Below are 20,923 nucleotides of genomic sequence, written 5' to 3'. Positions count from 1 at the left end.
GGAGGTAGGCATTTTTTAATATCTCAGGCATTAGAACTTCTTAAATGAAGCGAGTGTTCCTGCACAACATATATCAGACGTAATACAGCTTAACGTTTCTTCGGTTACTTACGTCGCAATATGCTTATTATATTAAGTTAAAATTTACTTTGAACAATACTTCTCTCTGTACCATTCTATAATTTCCCTTGCTATACTCATTTTAGATGGTAATTCAATAGTACTAAGATCCTTAAACCATTCTGCTTTAGTTATTTCCTCACCATCCACAGATATTTCACCACTTTCATATTCAGCAACAAAACCTACCATTAAAGAATTGGGAAAGGGCCAGGGCTGACTTGAAAAGTATTCTATATTTTTAACCTTAATTCCTACTTCCTCAAATATCTCTCTTCTAACACATTCTTCAAGAGTTTCACCAGGTTCCACAAATCCAGCAATAATACTGTGTACATTGCCTGGAAAGGATTTATTATGCGCCAGTAATATTTGTCCATCTTTTATTACGGCTGTTATCACAGCTGGTGAAATACGAGGATAACTTGTAAATCCACATTTAGGACAAACTTTAGCATATTCACCTTCCACTGTATTTGTAGCACTTCCACATCTTCCACAAAATTTATGAGTTTCCTCCCATTTTGCAATTTGCAAGGCTTTTCCTGCTAATAAAAATATATCTTCGGCTAAATAATCATATAATGATCTCAATGACTTAAAACACATACCTGATAGCTTAACTTCATCAACATTTGTAATTGCGGCAAAGCAATTATGTCCATTTAAAGTTCCCATATAGTTTGTACTTATAAAAGGAACCTTTAGTTCTTCTATACTTTCCGATGTTAGTATATTAGCCACATTATCTGTCATTTTCACTAAAAGCTTATCGGAATTGAATATAAACCAATATGTATTATTATCATTTTCTTTAGTTTGCTTAAACTTAGGGCTATATCTTTTATAAATACTTTCTCTCTTCATTATTTATTATAATTCCACCTTTCTAATTTGTATTTATAGGCTAATTAGGTCATTAATTCCACCCGTTTTTTAGCCATTTTATAGATTTTTATTTTAATAATCTATAATTACCATTTGTAAAAACTGCCATACTCTTCTTTAACCTTGTGTTAAAATTAATCTATATACAAAACTTTAACTAATAATTGATAATTTATCAATAAAAATATATTACAATATTGTTGGTATGTTTTTTGCTTAACTTGTATTATATGCATACTAATGGGAGGTTTTACAAAATGGATTGTATAGAAATTACAAAAAAACTCATTAAAATTGATAGTTCAAATTTAGAGGGAGGAAACAAAGCTATAAACTTTTGTGAAAATTTATTACTAAGCAATGGATTAAAAACAAAAGTAATTGAAAGTAACGGCTTTAAAACTCTAACATGCACTATTGGAAGTGGAAATAAAAAAATAATATTAAACGGGCATTTAGATGTTGTTCCTGGAAAAGATAAACAATTTATACCTCATGTAGAAAACGAAAAACTTTATGGAAGAGGCAGTGCTGATATGAAATCTGGAGCTGCTGCCATGATTTCTACAATATTGAAGCTTAAAAATGAAAATTTAAACTGTGAGGTACAGCTTCAATTAGTTACAGATGAAGAAACAGGAGGCTTCAATTGCTCAAAGCACCTAGTTGATAACGGTTTTAGAGGAGATTTTGTAATCTGTGGCGAACCTACTCAATTAGGAATAGGCATACAAGCAAAAGGTATATTACAGCTTTATTTAGAGTTTACCGGAAAATCTGCTCACGGCAGCAGACCCTGGGAAGGAGATAACGCTATAATTAAAGCCTATGAAGCTTTTAAAAAAATTACAAATTTGCCTTTCACTAAAGAAAAATCAGAACTTTATAGTTGCCCTTCTATTAATTTATCAAAAATTGAAGGTGGAGATGTTTATAATAAAGTACCTGATTATTGTAAAATGTATCTTGATATAAGATTTCTTCCAGAACAAGATCCAGAAGTAATAATAAAACAAATTGAAGAAATTACTGGTACTAAAGTAAACGTTGACTCCACAGGAGATCCTGTAAAAACTAAAATTGATGATTTATATGTACAAAAATTAGAAAAATCAATTAGTAATATATCTAATAATAAAGCTAATGTATTTGGTCAGCATGGTTCAGCTGATACAAGATTTTATTCAAAGTATGACATTCCTGCTGTAGAATTTGGTCCTACGGGTGGAAACTGGCATGGTGATAATGAATTTGTAATAATAGATTCTATTTATACGTATGAGCAAATGCTTATAGATTTTATAACAAATTTAGATTAAAATTTATAAATTTCAAACACAATTTTTATAATTGCTTTTTATTATTCAGTTATTTACTTATTCTACGGCTGTTGCATTAAAAACAACTACTATAAATTATATATTGCATGTAAATTATTTAATGCAACAACCATAATACTTCAAAATAGTTACATTTTTCTATATTGTTTTATTCATAGCTTTTCCTTTTTCACTATAACTAGTATCATTTACAGACTCAACTTTAAAGTTTTCATTTTCATATACAACTTTAGATATACTAGAATTGTCCAAAGCTCGCACACTAAAACTCTTGTCCAAATAATCAATAATCAACCTAATCACTCCACCATGAGCTACTATAAGTACATTTCCTCCATTATCCTTTGAATTTTCCTCACATATATCCTTTAAGCTTTTCATTAATCTTTTTATTATAATGTCATAACTTTCAGCTTCTTCTGTTTCATCTAAAGCAGCACAAGCATTACAATATTCTTTTTGAAAGTCATATTTTGCTTCTGCTTCTTTAATTGAGCTTACATTGAGATAATTAAGTATGTCATTAAACATTATATTGTGAAACTCACCTTCATATTTTCCAAAATACACCTCTCTTAAGCCTTCAAGTTCTTTTAATTTTAAATTTGTACTAACCTTATTTTCACTTATAACAATTTTTGCAGTTTTTACTGCTCTACCTAAATCGCTGCTGTAAGCTGCTTTAAAATTTATATTACTAAGTCCCAATCCAGTGTTTACAGCTACCTCTATACCTTCTTTTGTAAGAACACCATCGCACCAGCCTTGAGTTCTCTCAGCTTTATTTAAAATAGTTTGTCCATGTCTCATTAAATAGATAACAACTTTTCCTTTATTTTTATCTGTCATACTTTCCTCCATAATTATAAATGAAATTTTCAAATAATATTTTGTATGTTTTCACTTTAAAGTTTAAGCTTATTAAAAACAGAGCTTTCATTGATTCTAAAAGATTCTTGCATAAATTTTCTTGTACTGACAATGTATACATATAATTATTATAACTTATCTTTTATAGTATTTCATTATATATTATATGTTTCAAAGTATTAAGAACGTAAATAACATAATATTTATTCTTAATTTGAAACAATAGCAGCAGCTATTGAACAAAAACTGTCAGTATAAATTAGAAAAGTTCCTATTTTTGTCTTAATACTTTTAATTGCAAATTAATTCCTCCCATCTCTGTCTACATCACTTCATTAAAATTATTTATTATTTAATAATGATTGTTGTTTGCATTTTACACCTAAATTTATTATTTTTGAATATTAATTATTTTTCAGCACATATTTTTAATACATGAATTTTTAATATACAGATTGATAATTTTTGACTTTTTTTATAACTCTATACAAAAATTTTGAAAACGCTTCACCGTAAACTATGCATTGCTTTAAACTATATTTACTTTTATGCTAAATTGGAATTAATATGAAAACTAGTGTTGAAAACGAATAAAACTAGGTATATAATGTCACTTGCATAACCAAATTCTATTTGGTTATGCAAATATTTACAAAAGGAGAAGTTATAATTCATGAAAAGTATTAAACAAAATATCACGTTAATTATCTCGTCTATATGCATACTAAGTTTATTAGTACTAGCTTCAGTAAGTTATTTTATATCTTACAATTTAATAATGAATGAATCTAAGGGTAAGATTGTTGCACAATCAGGCAAATATTCTGAAATGATTAATGGTTGGATTGATGGTCAAGGAAAAATAGTTAAAGAAATTGGTAGCAATATTGAGCAAATGGACCTAAATGATAATAATAAGATTTTAGAATATTTAAAAGAAAAGACAAAGGATAATCCTAACACTGCAGGTTCATATATAGGTTTTAAAGACAAGCGATATTTAGATGGATCTGGTTGGGTACCTAACGAAGATTTTGATTGTACTCAAAGAGATTGGTATAAAAATGCTGTCCAAAAAAATGGATTGGTTTATTCTGAACCGTATTTAGATGAACTTACAAAAAAATTAATAGTTTCTATATCTAGACCTATAGTAAAAAACAATGAAATAATTGGAGTTGTAAGTTGTGATATCAAATTAGATACAATTACAACTACATTAGAAAAATCAAAAACTATAAATAATAGTTATACATTTTTATTAGATAATAAAAATAATTTTATAGTGCATCCTAATAAAGATTTTCAACCTGCTAAAAATCAAAGTAAAAACATTAACACAATTATGAATGGAATATTTTCTAAAATATTAAACAATCAAATAACTTTATTAAAAGATTTTGATAATAAAGAAAAATATTTTGTCACCAGTAAAATTAGTTCTTGTAATTGGATTGTTGGTATTACAGTACCTAAAAGTGAATTAGAAAAACCATTACACTCATTACTTATAGGATTTACTTTAGTAATAATTGCAGTACTAGCACTTTCAATTTTATTTTCTTTATACGTTGGAGGAAAAATTGCAAATCCAATAATATCTTTAACAAAATCAGTAAATAGAACTTCTAATTTAGATTTAACTCCTGATAATAGCTGCGATTATTTATTAGGAAGGAAAGATGAAATAGGACAACTTGCCAATGCTACAATTTCAATGAAAGGTTCAATTATAGAATTAATAAAACAAGTAAGAGATGAATCATATACAATAGAAAATATAGTAACTACTGTAAAAGATAAAATGTCAAATTTAAGTGAAGATGTAACAGATGTATCAGCAAATACAGAAGAATTATCAGCAGGTATGGAAGAAACAACCGCTGCTGCTGAAGAAATGTCAGCTGCATCACAAGAAATAGGTCAAGCTACTCAAAGTATAGCTAAAAAATCACAACAAGGTGCAATGCAGGCTGAAAAAATAAATGAAAGGGCAAATAAAACTAAAAAAAATATTCAAATGTCTCAAAAAAAAGGTTATGAAATGTTTGCAAATACAACAAAAGAACTTGAAATTGCCATAAAAAACTCAAGTGTTGCAGAAGAAATAAATGTACTTTCAGACACCATTATGGAAATAACAGAACAAACAGGCCTTTTAGCTTTAAATGCAGCTATTGAAGCTGCAAGAGCAGGAGAAGCAGGAAAAGGATTTGCAGTAGTAGCTGAAGAAATTAAAGAACTTGCTGAACAATCAAAAGATGCAGCTTCTAAAATACAAAATATAACTAATAAAGTAATCGAGGCAGTAAAAAACCTTTCACAAAATTCCAATAACATTTTGAAGTTTATGGAAACCGATGTAACTAATGATTATAAGTCAATGATTACAGTAGCAGATGAATATAGTAATGATGCTAAATTTGTAGAAAGTTTAGTAGTAGATTTTAGTTCCACATCACAAGAACTTTTAGCATCAATTAGTGATGTACTGAAAACCATAGATAGTGTAACACAATCTGCAAGTGAAGGAACAAATGGACTAGTAAACATTTCAGATAAAATACTTGGAATTAATGATAACTCAAGTTATATATTAGAACAGGTGTTTAAAGCAAAAGATTGTGCTGATAAATTAAAAATCCAAATTTCTAAATTTAAAATTTAAATAAGTTTTTAAAAATAGCGATTGTGAGATATCTCCTAGATATACTTTAAAAAATAAGAGTAACTACAGTTGCTCTTATTTTTTATATAATGTAATATTGAATGCATTACAAAATTTTTGCTTTTTCCTTATTGTTTTTAGCAAGATAACAAATCTTTTATCTTATAAGTATCCCATAAAAAATGAGATTTATTAATTCTTCAAGAGCCTGATTTAAAGTCGTATTATTTTTCTGAAGAAATTCGTCATTTAATAGGGCTAATGTAACCTTATCAAGTAAATAATTTATAATTTGTGGATTTATCTTTTTTGATACTTCACCATCTTCTATTCCTTCATCTAATATATCCCTTACAATTTTAAGCTTAAAGTTTCTCTGTTCTTCTAACATTCCCCATAATTCTGGATATATTTTTCTAATTTCCTCTAAAAGTTCTAAAGGTATCTTATATTTATGGTATGAAATCAGTGCCGCTTTTAGTTTTTCTTTAAGTTCATGAGCCTCTGCAACAGCTTCTTCAGTTAGAGTTTTATTATCTTCTAAGCTGCTTCTTACAAGTTCTATCATTAATTCATCTTTACTTTTGAAATATGTGTATATAGTCTGTTTTCCTATATGAAGCTCTTTTGAAATATCATTCATAGTAAAGCCATTTATACCTTTAACTTTAACAAGCCTGTAAACAGCATCAAGTATTCTTTCTTTCAAGCTATTCCCTCCCTATGCTGAAAATAAGTTCAACAAGATTACAATATATGATTTTGTTCACTATAAATTATCACTTCACGTAAATAAACAATTTATAGTGACACCTTATTTTACATTGACATTATAACATGAATAAGTTTTAATCATAATCCTAACTTTTTAAAATTATGCTGCTATCATACCCTGTAAGAAGTTTATATATAGCATCTGTACCAAACTTAAGTGCTTTTATTGGTATTCTTTCATTTGCGGAATGTATAAGCTTAGAATAATCCACACCCTTTTCAAAATACATTGGTGTAAAGCCATAGGTCTGTATTCCAAGTTTTGAAAAATGTCTTGCATCTGTTACTCCGCTTGCAAAATAAGGTATTGGTGCACCATCATTGTCCTTTTCCTTTAAAATACTTACTAAAAATTTGTAAAGCCCCATATTAAGCTTATTGGCCCTTTTACAAAGTTCGTAATTTCTATATTAACTTCTCTTCCAAGTAATAATGCTTTTATTTCTTTCTTAAGATTATCTGGACCATATCCAGGTAGTATTCTACCATCAAACTCAAGAGTTATTTCTTGTGGTATAACATTAATTTTCTTTCCTCCCTTTACAATTGTAGGAGTAATTGTATTGTGAAGCAATGGTTCAAAAAATCTACCTTTACCCTTTAAAAGCTTAAGTGTTTTATTGCATGTAATAGGATTCATCAGTGATTTAAAAATAATTTTATATGGAGATGGTAGTACAGCTCAAAGTTCAGATAACATCAGTTTCACTTCAGGTATAATATGACAAGGCATATACTTTTTATCCATTGCATTCAAAATGTATCCAAGCTGACCCACTGCTCCTCCCCTAACAGGCATAGAACCATGGCCACCTTCACCCTTAAATGTCATTTTCACATCACATTTTTGCTTTTCACCTATCATTATAGGATAAACTTTTCTTTCTCCAAAATACATAGTAAATCCACCAATTTCCCCAATAGCATATTTTACATCTTTAAAAAGTTCTGCATATTCATCACATACATATTTTGCACCCTGTATTCCACCATTTTCTTCGTCACATACAATCATTAGAATAATATCTCCAGAAGGCTTTTTTCTTTCCCTTTTCATTTTTATAAGCGCTGAACACATCATTGCAACCGCACCCTTCATATCCAGAGTACCTCTTCCTCAAATACATCCATCACTTATTTTCCCTGCAAATGGATCATGCTTCCACTTTTTACCTTCTGTTGTGACAACATCAACACGACCATACATAAGTAGAGGAGGTGCTTCGCCTTTTCCTTCATAATGAACATATAAATTAAGTCTTTCATCATTTTTGCCTATGATTTGGGTTTTAAATCCTTCACTTTTAAAAATACCTTCAAGAAATAATATACATTCTCTCTCATTTCCTGGAGGGTTTGTAGTATTAAAGCCTATAAGCTTTTGAAGTAAATTTATACTAAAATCATCAATATTAATCCCCATACTTATTCCTCCCATTTATTTTACAAGTAAATTACCATGTTCCTTTGGGAGCAGGCATTTATATAAATGTTTTTTAAGTCTTTTTAAGTCTTCAGCAGGTGGAGCTGTAAATTCTGTAGGCACGCCCTTTGAAGAATGTTTAGGATCTAATGGTGCTTCCAAATTCGCCACGACAATATCTCCAGAAAAATAGAAATCACCTACATCTTCCCACATGTTTTCTGTATTATCTGGCCTTATATGAGCCGATGCATTTAAATCACCTGCAGCAGTTAGAAACAAGCTGCTCTTTTTAATAAAATTCTTTGGTCGGTTATACTTCAAATTTTCATGTAAAAAATATTCCTCAATATTATTTCCTCTTTGTCCCATGTCAGGCTGCTTAATAAAAAATTTATATCCCCACCAAAGCTTTTCTCTCCAATCCATGTATTTAAGATTATCTTTATATTCCTGAGAATACTTATATTTTTTATAATTTATTAAACCAGTTGCTTTCAATACTGTTTTTATCATACCTACTTTGATATTCAATACATTTGCCTCTCTAATCCCCTTTTTAAAAACTAAAAATAAGTTTTTGGTTTTTGAAGTTTTTTATTATTATAAAACTATCTCAAATATCTGTTAATAATCAAGTAATTCTTAGACTCAGATGGAGGTATTAGCAATGGTAGCAATGGGATAAATTGGCTGAATTAAAAAAACAGAATATTTTCTTATCCGTATACTACTCTAATCTGTGACAAATTAAATTTATTACAAGAAATAACTGAAGTTACTTGTTTATCAAAATCATAATATTTTTTATTATATATGTGAGAATAATCAAGTTTTTTGCATATATTGATAATTGGAGGTAATAAACAATGACTATAAGTAAGAAAATGTTAAAAAAATTCAAAGGACTAGATGCAATGATTGGTAACACACCAATGCTTGAAATATCACTTAAATACAAAGGTGAAGATAGAAAGGTCTATGCCAAAGCAGAATATTATAATTATTCTGGAAGCATAAAGGATAGAATTGCCTATCATATCATGAAAAATGCATATGAAACAGGAATTATAAAAGAAGGTAATGCTATTGCTGAAGCAACTAGTGGAAATACAGGTATTGCTTTTTGTGCAGTTGGTGCTTACCTTGGAAATCCTGTTACAATCTTTATGCCAGATTGGATGAGTAAGGAACGTGTAAATCTTATGCAGAGTCTTGGTGCAACTATTCGTTCTGTTTCTAAAGAGGAAGGTGGCTTTACAGGTTCTATTAAATTAGCAGATAAAATGGGCGTGGAAAAAGGAGCTTTCTTACCTCACCAATTCTCCAATCCCCTAAATGTGGATGCTCACTATAAAACAACTGGTAAAGAAATTTTAGATCAAATTGCTAAATTCAGAAAAGTGCCTGATGGTATTGTTGCAGGTGTTGGTACAGGTGGAACTATTATGGGTATTATGAAGGCAGTTCAAGAAGTATATCCAAATTGCAAAGCATTTCCTCTTGATCCAGCCAATTCTCCAACTATGTCTTCAGGAGGAAAAATAGTTGGTCCTCACAGAATTGCAGGAATCGGTGATGAGTTTATTCCTGAAATTGTTAAACTTGATGAGCTTGACGATATTGTAATGGTTGACGACGGTGATGCCATCAATATGGCAAGAAAACTCTCCAGAGTTTTCGGTATTGGCGTTGGTATTTCTTCTGGTGCAAACTTCCTAGGTGCTTTGAAGGCTCAGGATATTCTTAAAAACAAAGATGCAGTTATTGTTACAGTATTTGCTGATGACAATAAAAAATATTTGTCTACAGATCTCATGAACGAACAGCCTGTAAAACTTGATCATATGACACATAATATTGAACTAATTGGATTTAAAGCTATCAGATAAGTTATAACACTTATAAACAGATCAATAAATTCTTTTATATTTAATGTGAACACATTGCGACACAACTTTTTAGGTTGAGTCCACATTGAATATACGGTGTATACTTGAAGTTACTAGTTTGGATTTTAACTTTTATGTAGTGATATAGGATAAGTTAAAATCCAAACTTTTACTGCACTTTGCTTCACATTATTTTTAAACTACGGAAGTTAAGTTTATAATTACACTTATTTTCTTATGATGAACTTGATGAAGAAGATGCAGCAGCACTTGCTGCAATGCAAGCTGCAATTGCTGCTTGTTCTTGAGCAATAATAATAGCATTAATACTATTTGCTAGTGCAACCTTAAGTACTCCTTTTTTCATTTCATCTATATAAAAATCAGAAACTAAATTAGCTGAAAGTATAGTTCTCATGGATTTATCTAAACTCCACATACCATATCCATCTTTTTCATAAATAAAGTCATTAACCTCTTTTACTTCTCTAACTATTTCATTTTCATCCTCACAAATAAGGGTTAACACTCCCAGCGTTGCGAGTCCACTATATTTAAGTTTACATTTCTCACTTTTAAGTTTATTATAAAGCGAATTTGCCTTTTTACATTTTTCATAAACAGACTCTTCGCCAAGTGCCATAATATGAGATAAAGTTTGAAGATCATTTCCCTTCCAAAAACCCTCTTCACTTAAAACTTTATAACATTCTTCTATCTTTTCCATAGTTTCTTTTACGTCCAATTCTGTAGCAGCAAGTACTGCAGCAAAAACATAATCATCGGTAGAAGTTAACCAAAAATGATTTTTCTTCATGCTTTTATAAAATTCATCCATTCTTTGAATCTTATGATTCCACTGCTCTTCTGGCACATCTTTAACTATAGTATAAGTAGCTAGTGGTAAGTACGGACTCTTTCTAAATCCATATTGGCTCATCTTTTCATGAACCCATACCATGTTCTTAAAAAAGCTTTTATAATCCTCTTCAAAACATAAAAGACTTGCCATAATCAATAAATTATTTCCTCTATAGTCAGATATCAAACCTGTTTCTTCTTTTATATATTTTTTTATTTCTTTAATTTTATCTATATTCACCTTTTCTGACCTTGTGGCATTCATCATTGCACAAAAATGTTTTAATATGTTTGTATCCCATTTAAAATTGCCTTTTAGTTCCTTATAATTTTCCACCATTAAATTTACTTTTCCTTTTAATTCTATATTCATAATGTTTCCCTCCATATTTTAACTTAATTTCATTATCACTTAAAACATTTACCTTGTACATATATATTAAAAAAAAACATTCAAAAAATATTAAAGAAAACCTTAAGAAAACCTTAAGATTCATTGATCCTATAACAAGACCCTATAATCCTTTTTTTCAAGCATATTATAACTTTTAAATAATTGTTAATAAATGAACTTTCTTTCAATTTAATCTAAATGCATCTTACATACTCAATATTGCATGTTAAAAGCAATCTATAGTTTAGGTTGATAAAATTAACTACAATAGAATTGTAGAAAAAAGGAGGTACCTTATATGTTCAAAGGATTTATTTTGGGACTTTCAAGTGGCGGCTATTGCCTTGCTTCTTGCATTCCTGTGTTTGTTCCCTATATTTTAAGCGAGAATAAAAAGACAAAATGGAATTTTATTTGTTTATCCAAATTCATGTTAGGAAGACTTCTCGGTTATATATTATTTGCTCTTTTAGCATGGATTACAGGAAACTTTATAATAAAACAATCCTACTATAAAGAAATTATATTTTCTCTGTCTTATATATTTTTATCATTTATACTTATAATTTACACATTTTCAAAATCCCACAGAGCTTGCAACATTAAATATTTTAGTAAAATTTTTAACCACTCAAATAGAAGAAATAGCTTTGCTACAGTACTGCTTTTAGGGTTTTTAACTGGCATAAATGTATGTCCGCCATTTATTTTAGCTTTTTCCGATGCTGCTTTTTTTTCCAACATTATCAGCAGCATTTTATATTTTATTGCTTTCTTTATAGGCACCACCATTTACTTTATACCCATTCCTTTTATAGGTATTTTAAAAGGAAAACAAATTAAATTCATAGGCCAAATGTGTTCTTTAATAATTGGAATATTTTATATGTATTCAGGAATCATAATGCTTTTTAAGGAGATGATGTTAAAGTGAATAATTTAGAAACAAAACAAATAACAAAAATAAATAACAATAAAAAAATCATAAAATCAATAATAGCTTGCATACCAATATTATTATTAAGTATTGTCTTATTAAGTGGTGGCAGCACTCTCCCAAAAGAACCTTTAATGAAAATTTCTTTTTTCATAGGCTATATCTTTATAAATGCACTATTTTTTCTCATGGTATACACAAAGAAAACCTATAAATACAGAAAAATATTTTTTGTAACCTATGCACTACTTTTTGCAGTCAGTTTTATGACTAATTTAATAGAAGTAAGAGGCAGCATTTTCTATAATGAATCTACTTTTATTAATGGTGAAACTCCTTTTTGCCACATGGTAATTCCCATGATTATAATACCTGCTGCTTTAACTAAAACTATAATTTTCCCCGGTTCTCTTTTAACCGGATTTGCCAGCATTGCAAGTATGATAATAATTTGGCTTGGTGCTTCTTTAGCTTTCGGGCGCGGATTCTGCAGCTGGGCCTGTTTTTATGGAGGTCTTGATGAAGGTTGTTCTTCATTATGCAAAAGGCCAAAATTAAAAATAGATAAAAAATGGACTTATTTATCCTTTGCTATTTTAATATCCATTGTTCTGTTATCTGCTGCTACTCTTTCTCCTGTTTATTGTGATTGGCTTTGCCCTTTTAAAGCAGTTACAGAAGCAGAACAAATAACCTCTACAGTAGTATTAATTAAAGCTATAGTTTTCTACTCTTTATTTTTAATTCTAGTTATAGTACTTCCTATACTTACTGGAAAAAGAACTCAATGCGGACTATTTTGTCCCTTCGGTGCTTTTCAATCCTTTACTAACAAAATAAATATATTTGAAATAAGAATAGATAAAAGTAAATGCTTAAATTGTAAAAAATGTATAAGAGAATGTCCAACTTACTCTATAGATGAAAATAGTCTTTCAAATTCAAAAGCTTTAATAACTTGTACTAAATGTGGAAAATGTATAGATATATGCTCTGCTTCAGCTGTATCTTATCATATAAAAGGAACAAAAATAGGAATAAAAACTAATTTATCAAGATACCTTTTTCTTTACCCTACCTACATTTTTGCACTTACAATTGGTGGTGGAACTATGATTAAGGGATTGTATAGAATTTTAAAACTTATAACTACAGGCAGTTTTTTTTAAAAGGAAGGTGAATGAAATGATTAAATTGAAGGCTTTTTTAGGATATGTTGCTGCTGTTCTAGCTTTATTTGTAGTGCTAGCTACTTTTATAGGCAATGACTTTTTAGCTAAAAAGTTTGCTTACATAACTTCACTAAAGGTTTCCCCTTTATATACTGGTGGTGAAGTATATAAAACACTTTCTTTTAAAGACTCACAAATAAAAATACACAAACCTGTATTTCAAGGGCTTTTTTCTGATAGATCTAAAGGATTTGTAGAAGTTGATTATGAAAGCAAAAATACACCTGATATAATTTCACAAAATATAGATTTTGATGATGATGGTAAAGATGATTTTTCAATTAAATATAACCCACAAAACAATACTTCTGAATTTAAGTCTTTAAATAAAAATGTAGTTTCCTTAAAAGGAATATATAAAATAAAAAGTGGTTATGCCATAAGAGTAAACTTAAAAAAATAGACTTTAACAAAAATAACCTCTACTGACTATACTTAATTATGGTCCGTGGAGGTTAAATGCTTAAATGGTATTTAACTGGCATGTTTACTTAATGTCAATGAGTAATTTGTCCAGTAGTCTTATACAGACCCCATATGATTCCAATAACTCTATTTATTATCTTACCTTTAAAATTAATCTAATTTACTGTTGACATTTTTTTAAGCATATCTATATAATATATATAGACCAGTTGTTATATTATTAGAAAGGACATTAATTCAATGAAAAACAAAACCGATTCAAAAGAAAAAATACTTACAGCAGCAGCAATGCTTTTTCAAGTTAATGGATATAATGCCACAGGATTAAATGAAATTTTAAAAGAAAGTGGTTCACCTAAAGGTTCTTTATATTACTATTTTCCAGGTGGAAAAGAAGAATTAGCTTTAGAAGCCATAAAACTTTCCAGTGAAACTATTCAAAAAAGGTTAAAAAATACATTAGATAAATACTCAAATCCAGTTGAAGCTATACAATCCGTAATTAAAAATATAATAGAAGATTTAAAAAATGACGGAAAATTAAAAGACATTTCTTTAAGTCTCATAGCTTTAGAAACTTATTTATCAATTGAATCTTTAAGAAAAGCCTGTGAGTCAGCTTTTATAGATATACAAAATGTATATACTAAAAAACTAATTGAAAGTGGACTTTCTAAAGAAACTGCACAAGAGTTAGGCATTTTTATTCAAGTTATCATTGAAGGAGCTATTACAATATCAGTTACTGAAAAAAATTCTAGAGCTTTCTTAACAGTCAGTAAACAAATAGGTATTTTACTAAATTCATATATAAATAACTCAACTTTTTTGAGAGGACAGTGAAGATTGATTTTTTGCTAACGCAAAAGAATCTTTAAATTTATATAAATAAGTAATGTTTCGTTTTAGCGAAACGAGCATTGAAAAATTTAATTAAAGATTTTTTGTAATGTAGCATAGAAAAATCTTCCTTAACTGTCCTCTGTCCTCTTAATATATAAACTGGTCTAGATAAATATTTAAGGAGATTATAATTAATGGAAGCAAAAAAAATTTATACGGAAGAAAAGCCTGAGTACAATGCAAAAGCAATTATGTTTGTATTACTACTTGGAAGCTTTATAGCACTATTTAACGAAACCATATTAAATGTAGCATTTCCTAAGCTAATGGTAGAAATGCATATTACAGCTACTACGGCACAATGGCTTACTACTGGCTACGTATTGGTAGTTGGAATTCTTGTACCAGTTACAGCTTTTCTTATTCACACTTTTACTACAAAACAACTATTTTTAAGCGCAATGATAATATTTTTAATAGGAACTCTATGTGCTGTATTTTCCAGTACCTTTACAGCACTGTTAATTTCAAGAGTAATTCAAGCATTAGGTACTGGTATGCTAATACCTATTATGATGAATTCAGCTTTAGTAGTAACCCCACCAGAAAAACGTGGTTCGATAATGGGATTATGTATTTGCGTAATCACATTAGGACCTGCACTTGGTCCAACAGTTTCTGGTTTACTTTTACAATATTTTAGTTGGCACTCATTATTCATAATGTTAATTCCAATTTTATTAATTTGCATTATTGGAGGTTATATTTATTTAGAAAATACCTCTGCTATAACAAAACCTAAAATTGATTACTTATCTATATTGCTATCAACTATAGGCTTTGCAGGCATTATATATTCAGTAAGTTCAGCTGGTACTTCAAGTTTATCATCTACAGCTACTATTTTTGCAATTGGATTAGTATCATTAATTTTCTTTGGAAAACGCCAATTGTCTTTAAAACAGCCAATACTTGAAATACGATCATTTAAACATCCTATATTTACAATAGGTACACTACTCATTATATTAATGCAAATGTTTAATTTTTCAATAAATGTAATATTACCTTTATTGCTACAAAATGGTTTAAATACATCTTCTTTTGCATCAGCAATGGCTATCTTACCACCAATTCTTCTTGGATGTGTATTAACTCCATTTGTTGGTAAAATTTATGATAAAATAGGCGGTAATATATTAATTCCATTAGGTTTCTTAGTAGCATGTATCTTTACTTTTGTATTATCACGTATTTCACCATCAACGCCTATAAGGACAATTACTCTTATATATTGTGCTATAATGGTAGGAATATCTATGTCCATGTCAACTAGTCAAACCACTGCACTAAGCCAGTTATCAGGTAAAAATCAAGCAGATGGTGTTGCTATAGTAAATACTGCTATGCAGCTAGCTGGTGCTTTAGGTTCAGCTTTATTTGTAGGTGTTATGACAGCCTATCAAAACATCTATTTAAAAAATATAAATAATACAGCAAATCTAAGCAGTCAAGTAAATGCTATATATAGTGGCTTTAGTCATTCTATAACAATTGCTGCTATACTAATTGGAATAGGTTTTATATTATCTTTAATCCTTAGTAGAAAAAGTAAAGCCAAAAATAGCGTAAAATAATATTATAATCACAAAATAATTAGCGCAACTTAAAGTATAGTGAAAGTTTGAATTTTAACTTTTACTTCATGATATAGGGTAAGTGTTTCATCACTACATAAAAGTTAAAATTCAAACTAGTAACTTCATTTGTACATATTAATGTTGATAATTTTATAATTTAGATTCTAAAAATTGAGACGAAGCCTGCTGTTTTAAGATAATAGGAATAACAATTATATATGTAAACTGAAGTAAGAAGAAACGTTAAGCTTTATGAAGGCTGATATTTATTGTGCAGTAACATTCGAACAAATTTTAGAAGTTGTTAAGCAGAGAGCCAAAATCTATGATTTTGTGCGAACCGCTTACTCCTCTGACAAAATGAAGAGGAGTTTCCTTACTCTAAAAACACCGTAATTTTTGTCAAGGCGGAAAAAGCTCTGAAAGCGGCAGGACGTCGCATTTGAAGAGGTAGGTATTTTTCAATATCTCAAGCAATTAAAACTTCTTAATGAAGTGAGTGTTCCTAGAAAGTACTCACATATAATTTATAGAAGGAAAATGAATTAGAACTTCTACCCCGCTGCCATACTCAGAATCTATAGTTATATAGTGTCCCAGCTTTCCTGCAAGCTTTTGACTTATATAAAGCCCCATTCCAGTTGAATGATGCTTTATCCTTCCATTATAGCCTGTAAAACTTTTTTCAAAAACTCTTTCAATATCTTCTTTTTTTATACCTATGCCGTTATCTTCTATGTACAGGATTTTCTCCTTTTGTTCCACTTTAGCATATATTTTTATAATTCCGCCTTTAGCTGTATATTTTATAGCATTATCCAAGACTTGCTTTATTATAAACTGAAGCCATTTGTAATCAGAATTAACCTCTATATCTAAATTTCCTACTTCTAATTTTATATTCTTATTTATAAACCAGGAAGCCTCACTCTTTATACTTTCTTTTACCACATGCTGAATTTTAATGGTATCTATTCTATAATCTTTAGAAAAATCATTTATTCTTGAATAAAATAATACTTTCTGAATATAATCTTCAACCTTCTCTATTTCCATTTCTATGCCGTATAATATTTTTTCGTTGTCATTATTTAAATTATTTTCAATTATAAGCTTAGAAGCTGCAATAGGTGTTTTTATTTCATGAACCCAGGTGGTTAAAAATTCAAAACTTTCATTATTATTATCATTAAGCTTTTCTATTTTTATATTTGCATTTTCATATAAAGTATTAATTGTATCTAAGTAAACTTTCTGTTCTGAGCTTAAAGGTAAAGGTAAACTATGAATCCAATCTAACCCTTCCTTAGGCAGTTTTTTAACTTTACTTATATGGCAATTAATTATACTATAATCAATTGCTAGATATATTATAAACATTAATAAGAAAACTATAACTAGGTACTCCACATTGGATTTTAGCATCCTTGTAGATCTATCAAAGAAAATCACACCACCTATGAATATCATTAGTATTATAAAAAAAATGATTAAATTTCTTCTATCTCTTAAATATTCTCTTAAATTCATACTATGTACCCCATGCTTTTTTGAGTTTCAATATAATTTTCTAAGCCAACATCCTTAAGTTTTTTTCTAAGCCTTGTAATATTTACAGTTAAAGTATTATCATCAACAAAACTTTCATCCTCCCAAAGATTTCTTATAATCCTATCACGACTTACTATAGAACCTTTGTTTTTCATAAGTATATGAAGAATTTTAAATTCATTCCTAGTAAGCTGACGATTTTTCCCATTATACATAATTGTATCATCTTTTAAATTTAGTATTAATCCTTTATGAGTAATTACATCTGATTCCAAATCATTAAAATAAGCATAAGTTCTTCTGAGTATTGCATTTACCTTAGTAAGCAGAATATTTATTGAAAATGGCTTACTAACATAATCGTCTCCACCCATATTTGTTGCTACTATAATATCCATTTCCTCAGCCCTTGAAGATATAAATATTATAGGCACCTTTGAAAGCATTCTTATTTTTCCACACCAATAAAATCCATCATATATTGGTAAGTTTATATCTAGAAGTACCAAATCCGGCTTATATTTAATAAATTCTTCTATAACCATGTTAAAATCTTCAATTTTTTTGCCCTGGTATCCATGCTTTTTCAAAGCAGTAATTATTTCTTCTCCTATAATTTCGTCATCTTCAATCACAAGTATTTTAAACATAAGTATAACCTACATAATGAACATGTAATAAGTTCATTATCTTTTTCCTTTCTAATAAAGTTTATTGTAATAACATAATACACTATTTAATTAACTACAGCTAATCATTTTAGGCATCTGAAAGAAAATAACAAGTCCAATATGTGACGGATATTTTTTGTAAGACAAGGAGACAGGTTCCGCAAAGGCTTAAGCTATCTAAGGGTTCTGTCGACGCAGTATTATAAAAAATAGACTAACATTTGGCCTTGCTATTTTTTTGAAGATGCCTTAATTGATTATACTAAAAAAGTCACTAGTAGGTAGATTTTTAGATAATAAAAATATGGAGAAATTTTTTTAAAAATTTCTCCATAACGTTATACTACTTTATCTTTTATGCTATTATTTTTAATTCTAAATAATTAAATACACGCTCATATTTGCAATAAACATTCTTTTAATTTTAAGAGCATTATTATTTGGGATAGGACTATAAAAATGCTCATTAATAATTTTTAATTAAACATAATCGAAATGTCGTTAACATTTCTAATAATATCCGTACTAGAAAGTTCTACACTTGATAACACAAATTTTGACATTATATATATAAAATTATACTAGGTTGGGGATCTGCATACAATACGTATACAGCGTAATTTAAATAAATGTCATTACTATTATCAACTTTAGACACTGTTTAAGCAGCTGGAGTTGTTTTGCCAAAACAATGTTTTAAATCATTCCTTACCTTTTTTAGCTCACCTCCCTATTAGATAATAATATTACAATGTTCACGTTTTTACTAATCAAACAAAATATTATAATGATGCATCACAATATAACAAGCTTGTTAGTTATAATAATACTTATTTTTGTATAAAATTCAATACTATTGTCCTTAAAACACTTAATTTTGGTATGAAAATATAAATCAAATATCCTCTTTTACTTTTTATTACGCTTTTTACACTTTTTATACCAAATGTGTTTACTTCCTATAAAAGCAGATTTATAATTAACCTGGTGATGAGCTATGATAATAGATATTTTATCAAATATGATAGGGGATTATATTTCCTCAAATTGTTCTATTAGCCAATCAGATAAAGAAAAGGCTATTTACGCTCTAAAAGCTATATTAGGTGAAGTAATTAAAATAATAATTTTAATACTTCTATTTTACATTCTACATAGAGTTAAATTCTTTATCTTTTCCTTAGTAATATTAATTTCTATTAGAACTTTTTCAGGAGGTATACATCTTAAAACATTTAATCAATGTTTACTATTTTCTGCATTTATATTCATAATAACTTCTTTAGTTGCACCAATTATGCCTAAAACATATAGCGAAATCTATTATGGAATTGCCATTTTAGATATTTTATCAGTTGCTGTAAAATCACCTTGTCCAAGCCCTAAAAGACCTATTAAAAATTTTAATAGATTAATAAGACTAAAAATTTTATCAATTTTTTTCACTATAATATGGCTTGGAATTTTGTTTTTTTACATTACTGATACATTTTTATTTAATTGTGGACTAGCCACAATTACAATTCAATCTATACAGTTGATATTATCACATAGGGAGGTGTTAAAATGAAACATCCATCAACTAAAAATAAGCTTTGCTTAACTTTAGCTTTAATGTTAGTTAGTGTTTCTAAAACTATTACTCTTACTGGTTCTTTTGCTTTATGGGGAGAGCCTGAACCACCAAAAGATCTTTTAAAATAATATTTTAAATATTATTTGATCATTTTCAAAAAACAGTTGGAGTTTGCCTCCACTGTTTTTTACTATTTTTTTAACATTATACAATCCATATCCCCTATTTTCACCTTTCGTTGAAAAACCTTTTTTTAATATTGAACTAATATCAATAATATTTGTAGAATCGTAATAATTTCTTACAATATCTAGGAAGTTCAATGGAGAATATCAAATATAAAAATAAAACCTATCTATGTATTCCAAATTTACAATAGATAGACTTTATCTCTATTTTATTATAACTTAAAAACATTTTATGCCACTGAATCTATTATTTTAATATAAGATCTTACTGTCAAAAAGTAATATCCAGTATAAATCAAAACATAAAGAGTTATAGTAATTGCAGCAGGTACCAGTACATCACCAATGCAAGCAAGAGCTACTATACTATGAAACTTATATTTTCTATAATTATTTCTCTTATCTCATAGTCATCTTCTACTATCATAATTTTGAACATGCTAAATCCCCCCGTCTATTTCTATAGATTAATTCTAGTGGTTTCCTTTCACAATGTCTACCACCAAAATTAATTAAAATATTTATCATATCTGAAGAACTGAAAAAAAGCCATAATGACATTAAAATTCATTATGGCTACTGCTTTATATAGAAGATCTAAATATAAAATAGACTTTCTATGAATATTG

Annotated in this window: 22 protein-coding genes; 10 read left to right on the top strand and 12 right to left on the bottom strand. The window is 28.5% G+C overall.

Annotated features, from left to right (window positions below; all coding sequences use genetic code 11):
• Positions 1-144 precede the first annotated feature (144 nt).
• Positions 145-987, bottom strand: a complete 843-nt coding sequence (gene nudC, locus HBE96_RS03615) for an NAD(+) diphosphatase (RefSeq protein WP_169296392.1) — start codon at positions 985-987, stop codon at positions 145-147.
• 278 nt (positions 988-1,265) lie between these two features.
• On the opposite strand from nudC, the gene HBE96_RS03610 reads away from it, so the two are divergent.
• Positions 1,266-2,327 (top strand): M20 family metallopeptidase, encoded by a 1,062-nt coding sequence (locus HBE96_RS03610; protein ID WP_169296391.1) that lies wholly within the window; start codon positions 1,266-1,268, stop codon positions 2,325-2,327.
• 159 nt (positions 2,328-2,486) lie between these two features.
• Here HBE96_RS03610 and HBE96_RS03605 read toward each other — a convergent pair whose 3' ends face one another.
• On the bottom strand, positions 2,487-3,197 hold the full coding sequence (locus HBE96_RS03605) for a histidine phosphatase family protein (protein WP_169296390.1): 711 nt from the start codon (positions 3,195-3,197) through the stop codon (positions 2,487-2,489).
• 694 nt (positions 3,198-3,891) lie between these two features.
• Here HBE96_RS03605 and HBE96_RS03600 point away from each other — a divergent pair.
• Entirely contained in the window at positions 3,892-5,886 is a 1,995-nt protein-coding gene (locus HBE96_RS03600; RefSeq protein ID WP_243186823.1) for a methyl-accepting chemotaxis protein, read from the top strand.
• A 157-nt stretch (positions 5,887-6,043) separates the two neighbouring features.
• Here HBE96_RS03600 and HBE96_RS03595 read toward each other — a convergent pair whose 3' ends face one another.
• The 6 genes from HBE96_RS03595 to HBE96_RS03585 all read right to left on the bottom strand — a co-directional run bounded on the left by HBE96_RS03595 (position 6,044) and on the right by HBE96_RS03585 (position 8,617).
• Positions 6,044-6,595: a TetR/AcrR family transcriptional regulator gene (locus HBE96_RS03595; protein WP_169296389.1), complete on the bottom strand. Its 552-nt coding sequence runs from the start codon at positions 6,593-6,595 to the stop codon at positions 6,044-6,046.
• A 151-nt stretch (positions 6,596-6,746) separates the two neighbouring features.
• Positions 6,747-7,028, bottom strand: a complete 282-nt coding sequence (locus HBE96_RS26165) for a hypothetical protein (RefSeq protein ID WP_243186822.1) — start codon at positions 7,026-7,028, stop codon at positions 6,747-6,749.
• A complete protein-coding gene (locus HBE96_RS26160; RefSeq protein WP_243186821.1) occupies positions 7,007-7,300 on the bottom strand; it encodes a peptidase dimerization domain-containing protein in 294 nt (97 codons plus the stop codon). Before HBE96_RS26160 ends, HBE96_RS26165 begins: the two co-directional genes overlap by 22 nt.
• 42 nt (positions 7,301-7,342) lie before the next feature.
• Positions 7,343-7,759 carry a M20/M25/M40 family metallo-hydrolase gene (locus HBE96_RS26155; RefSeq protein WP_243186820.1) on the bottom strand — a complete coding sequence of 139 codons (417 nt, stop codon included), beginning with the start codon at positions 7,757-7,759 and terminating at the stop codon, positions 7,343-7,345.
• An 18-nt stretch (positions 7,760-7,777) separates the two neighbouring features.
• Positions 7,778-8,083 carry a zinc-binding metallopeptidase family protein gene (locus tag HBE96_RS26150; RefSeq protein ID WP_243186819.1) on the bottom strand — a complete coding sequence of 102 codons (306 nt, stop codon included), beginning with the start codon at positions 8,081-8,083 and terminating at the stop codon, positions 7,778-7,780.
• Positions 8,084-8,098: 15 nt separating this feature from the next.
• Positions 8,099-8,617: a metallophosphoesterase family protein gene (locus HBE96_RS03585; protein ID WP_243186818.1), complete on the bottom strand. Its 519-nt coding sequence runs from the start codon at positions 8,615-8,617 to the stop codon at positions 8,099-8,101.
• 335 nt (positions 8,618-8,952) lie between these two features.
• Between HBE96_RS03585 and HBE96_RS03580 the strand changes: the two genes are divergently transcribed.
• Entirely contained in the window at positions 8,953-9,975 is a 1,023-nt protein-coding gene (locus HBE96_RS03580; protein ID WP_243186817.1) for a PLP-dependent cysteine synthase family protein, read from the top strand.
• 235 nt (positions 9,976-10,210) lie between these two features.
• On the opposite strand, the gene HBE96_RS03575 is transcribed toward HBE96_RS03580, so the two are convergent.
• Positions 10,211-11,209, bottom strand: coding sequence for a DUF4003 domain-containing protein (locus tag HBE96_RS03575; RefSeq protein WP_169296388.1), 999 nt, complete (start codon positions 11,207-11,209; stop codon positions 10,211-10,213).
• A 319-nt stretch (positions 11,210-11,528) separates the two neighbouring features.
• On the opposite strand from HBE96_RS03575, the gene HBE96_RS03570 reads away from it, so the two are divergent.
• From HBE96_RS03570 to HBE96_RS03550, 5 genes are all read left to right on the top strand, one after another.
• On the top strand, positions 11,529-12,164 hold the full coding sequence (locus HBE96_RS03570) for a sulfite exporter TauE/SafE family protein (RefSeq protein ID WP_169296387.1): 636 nt from the start codon (positions 11,529-11,531) through the stop codon (positions 12,162-12,164).
• A complete protein-coding gene (locus tag HBE96_RS26145) occupies positions 12,161-13,336 on the top strand; it encodes a 4Fe-4S binding protein (protein ID WP_169296386.1) in 1,176 nt (391 codons plus the stop codon). The genes HBE96_RS03570 and HBE96_RS26145 overlap by 4 nt, the downstream gene beginning before the upstream one ends.
• A 16-nt stretch (positions 13,337-13,352) precedes the next feature.
• Positions 13,353-13,802 carry a hypothetical protein gene (locus HBE96_RS03560; protein ID WP_169296385.1) on the top strand — a complete coding sequence of 150 codons (450 nt, stop codon included), beginning with the start codon at positions 13,353-13,355 and terminating at the stop codon, positions 13,800-13,802.
• Positions 13,803-14,065: 263 nt separating this feature from the next.
• Positions 14,066-14,668 (top strand): TetR/AcrR family transcriptional regulator, encoded by a 603-nt coding sequence (locus tag HBE96_RS03555; protein ID WP_169296384.1) that lies wholly within the window; start codon positions 14,066-14,068, stop codon positions 14,666-14,668.
• A gap of 194 nt (positions 14,669-14,862) precedes the next feature.
• Entirely contained in the window at positions 14,863-16,305 is a 1,443-nt protein-coding gene (locus HBE96_RS03550) for an MDR family MFS transporter (protein ID WP_169296383.1), read from the top strand.
• A 519-nt stretch (positions 16,306-16,824) separates the two neighbouring features.
• On the opposite strand, the gene HBE96_RS03545 is transcribed toward HBE96_RS03550, so the two are convergent.
• Entirely contained in the window at positions 16,825-17,838 is a 1,014-nt protein-coding gene (locus HBE96_RS03545; RefSeq protein ID WP_243186816.1) for a sensor histidine kinase, read from the bottom strand.
• Positions 17,835-18,509: a response regulator transcription factor gene (locus tag HBE96_RS03540; protein ID WP_169296382.1), complete on the bottom strand. Its 675-nt coding sequence runs from the start codon at positions 18,507-18,509 to the stop codon at positions 17,835-17,837. Before HBE96_RS03540 ends, HBE96_RS03545 begins: the two co-directional genes overlap by 4 nt.
• 1,018 nt (positions 18,510-19,527) lie before the next feature.
• Here HBE96_RS03540 and HBE96_RS03535 point away from each other — a divergent pair.
• On the top strand, positions 19,528-20,100 hold the full coding sequence (locus tag HBE96_RS03535; protein ID WP_169296381.1) for an accessory gene regulator ArgB-like protein: 573 nt from the start codon (positions 19,528-19,530) through the stop codon (positions 20,098-20,100).
• Entirely contained in the window at positions 20,097-20,234 is a 138-nt protein-coding gene (locus HBE96_RS03530) for a hypothetical protein (RefSeq protein WP_169296380.1), read from the top strand. The genes HBE96_RS03535 and HBE96_RS03530 overlap by 4 nt, the downstream gene beginning before the upstream one ends.
• On the opposite strand, the gene HBE96_RS03525 is transcribed toward HBE96_RS03530, so the two are convergent.
• Complete coding sequence (locus tag HBE96_RS03525) at positions 20,226-20,429, bottom strand: GHKL domain-containing protein (protein WP_169296379.1); 204 nt, start codon at positions 20,427-20,429, stop codon at positions 20,226-20,228. The two genes, HBE96_RS03530 and HBE96_RS03525, sit on opposite strands and share 9 nt — an antisense overlap.
• Positions 20,430-20,923 lie beyond the last annotated feature (494 nt).

Origin of the sequence: Clostridium muellerianum (assembly GCF_012926525.1) — a bacterium.
Classification (GTDB): domain Bacteria; phylum Bacillota; class Clostridia; order Clostridiales; family Clostridiaceae; genus Clostridium_AM; species Clostridium_AM muellerianum.
The sequence above is the reverse complement of the archived record's forward strand: the minus strand, read 5'-3'. Positions and strand labels throughout refer to the sequence as shown.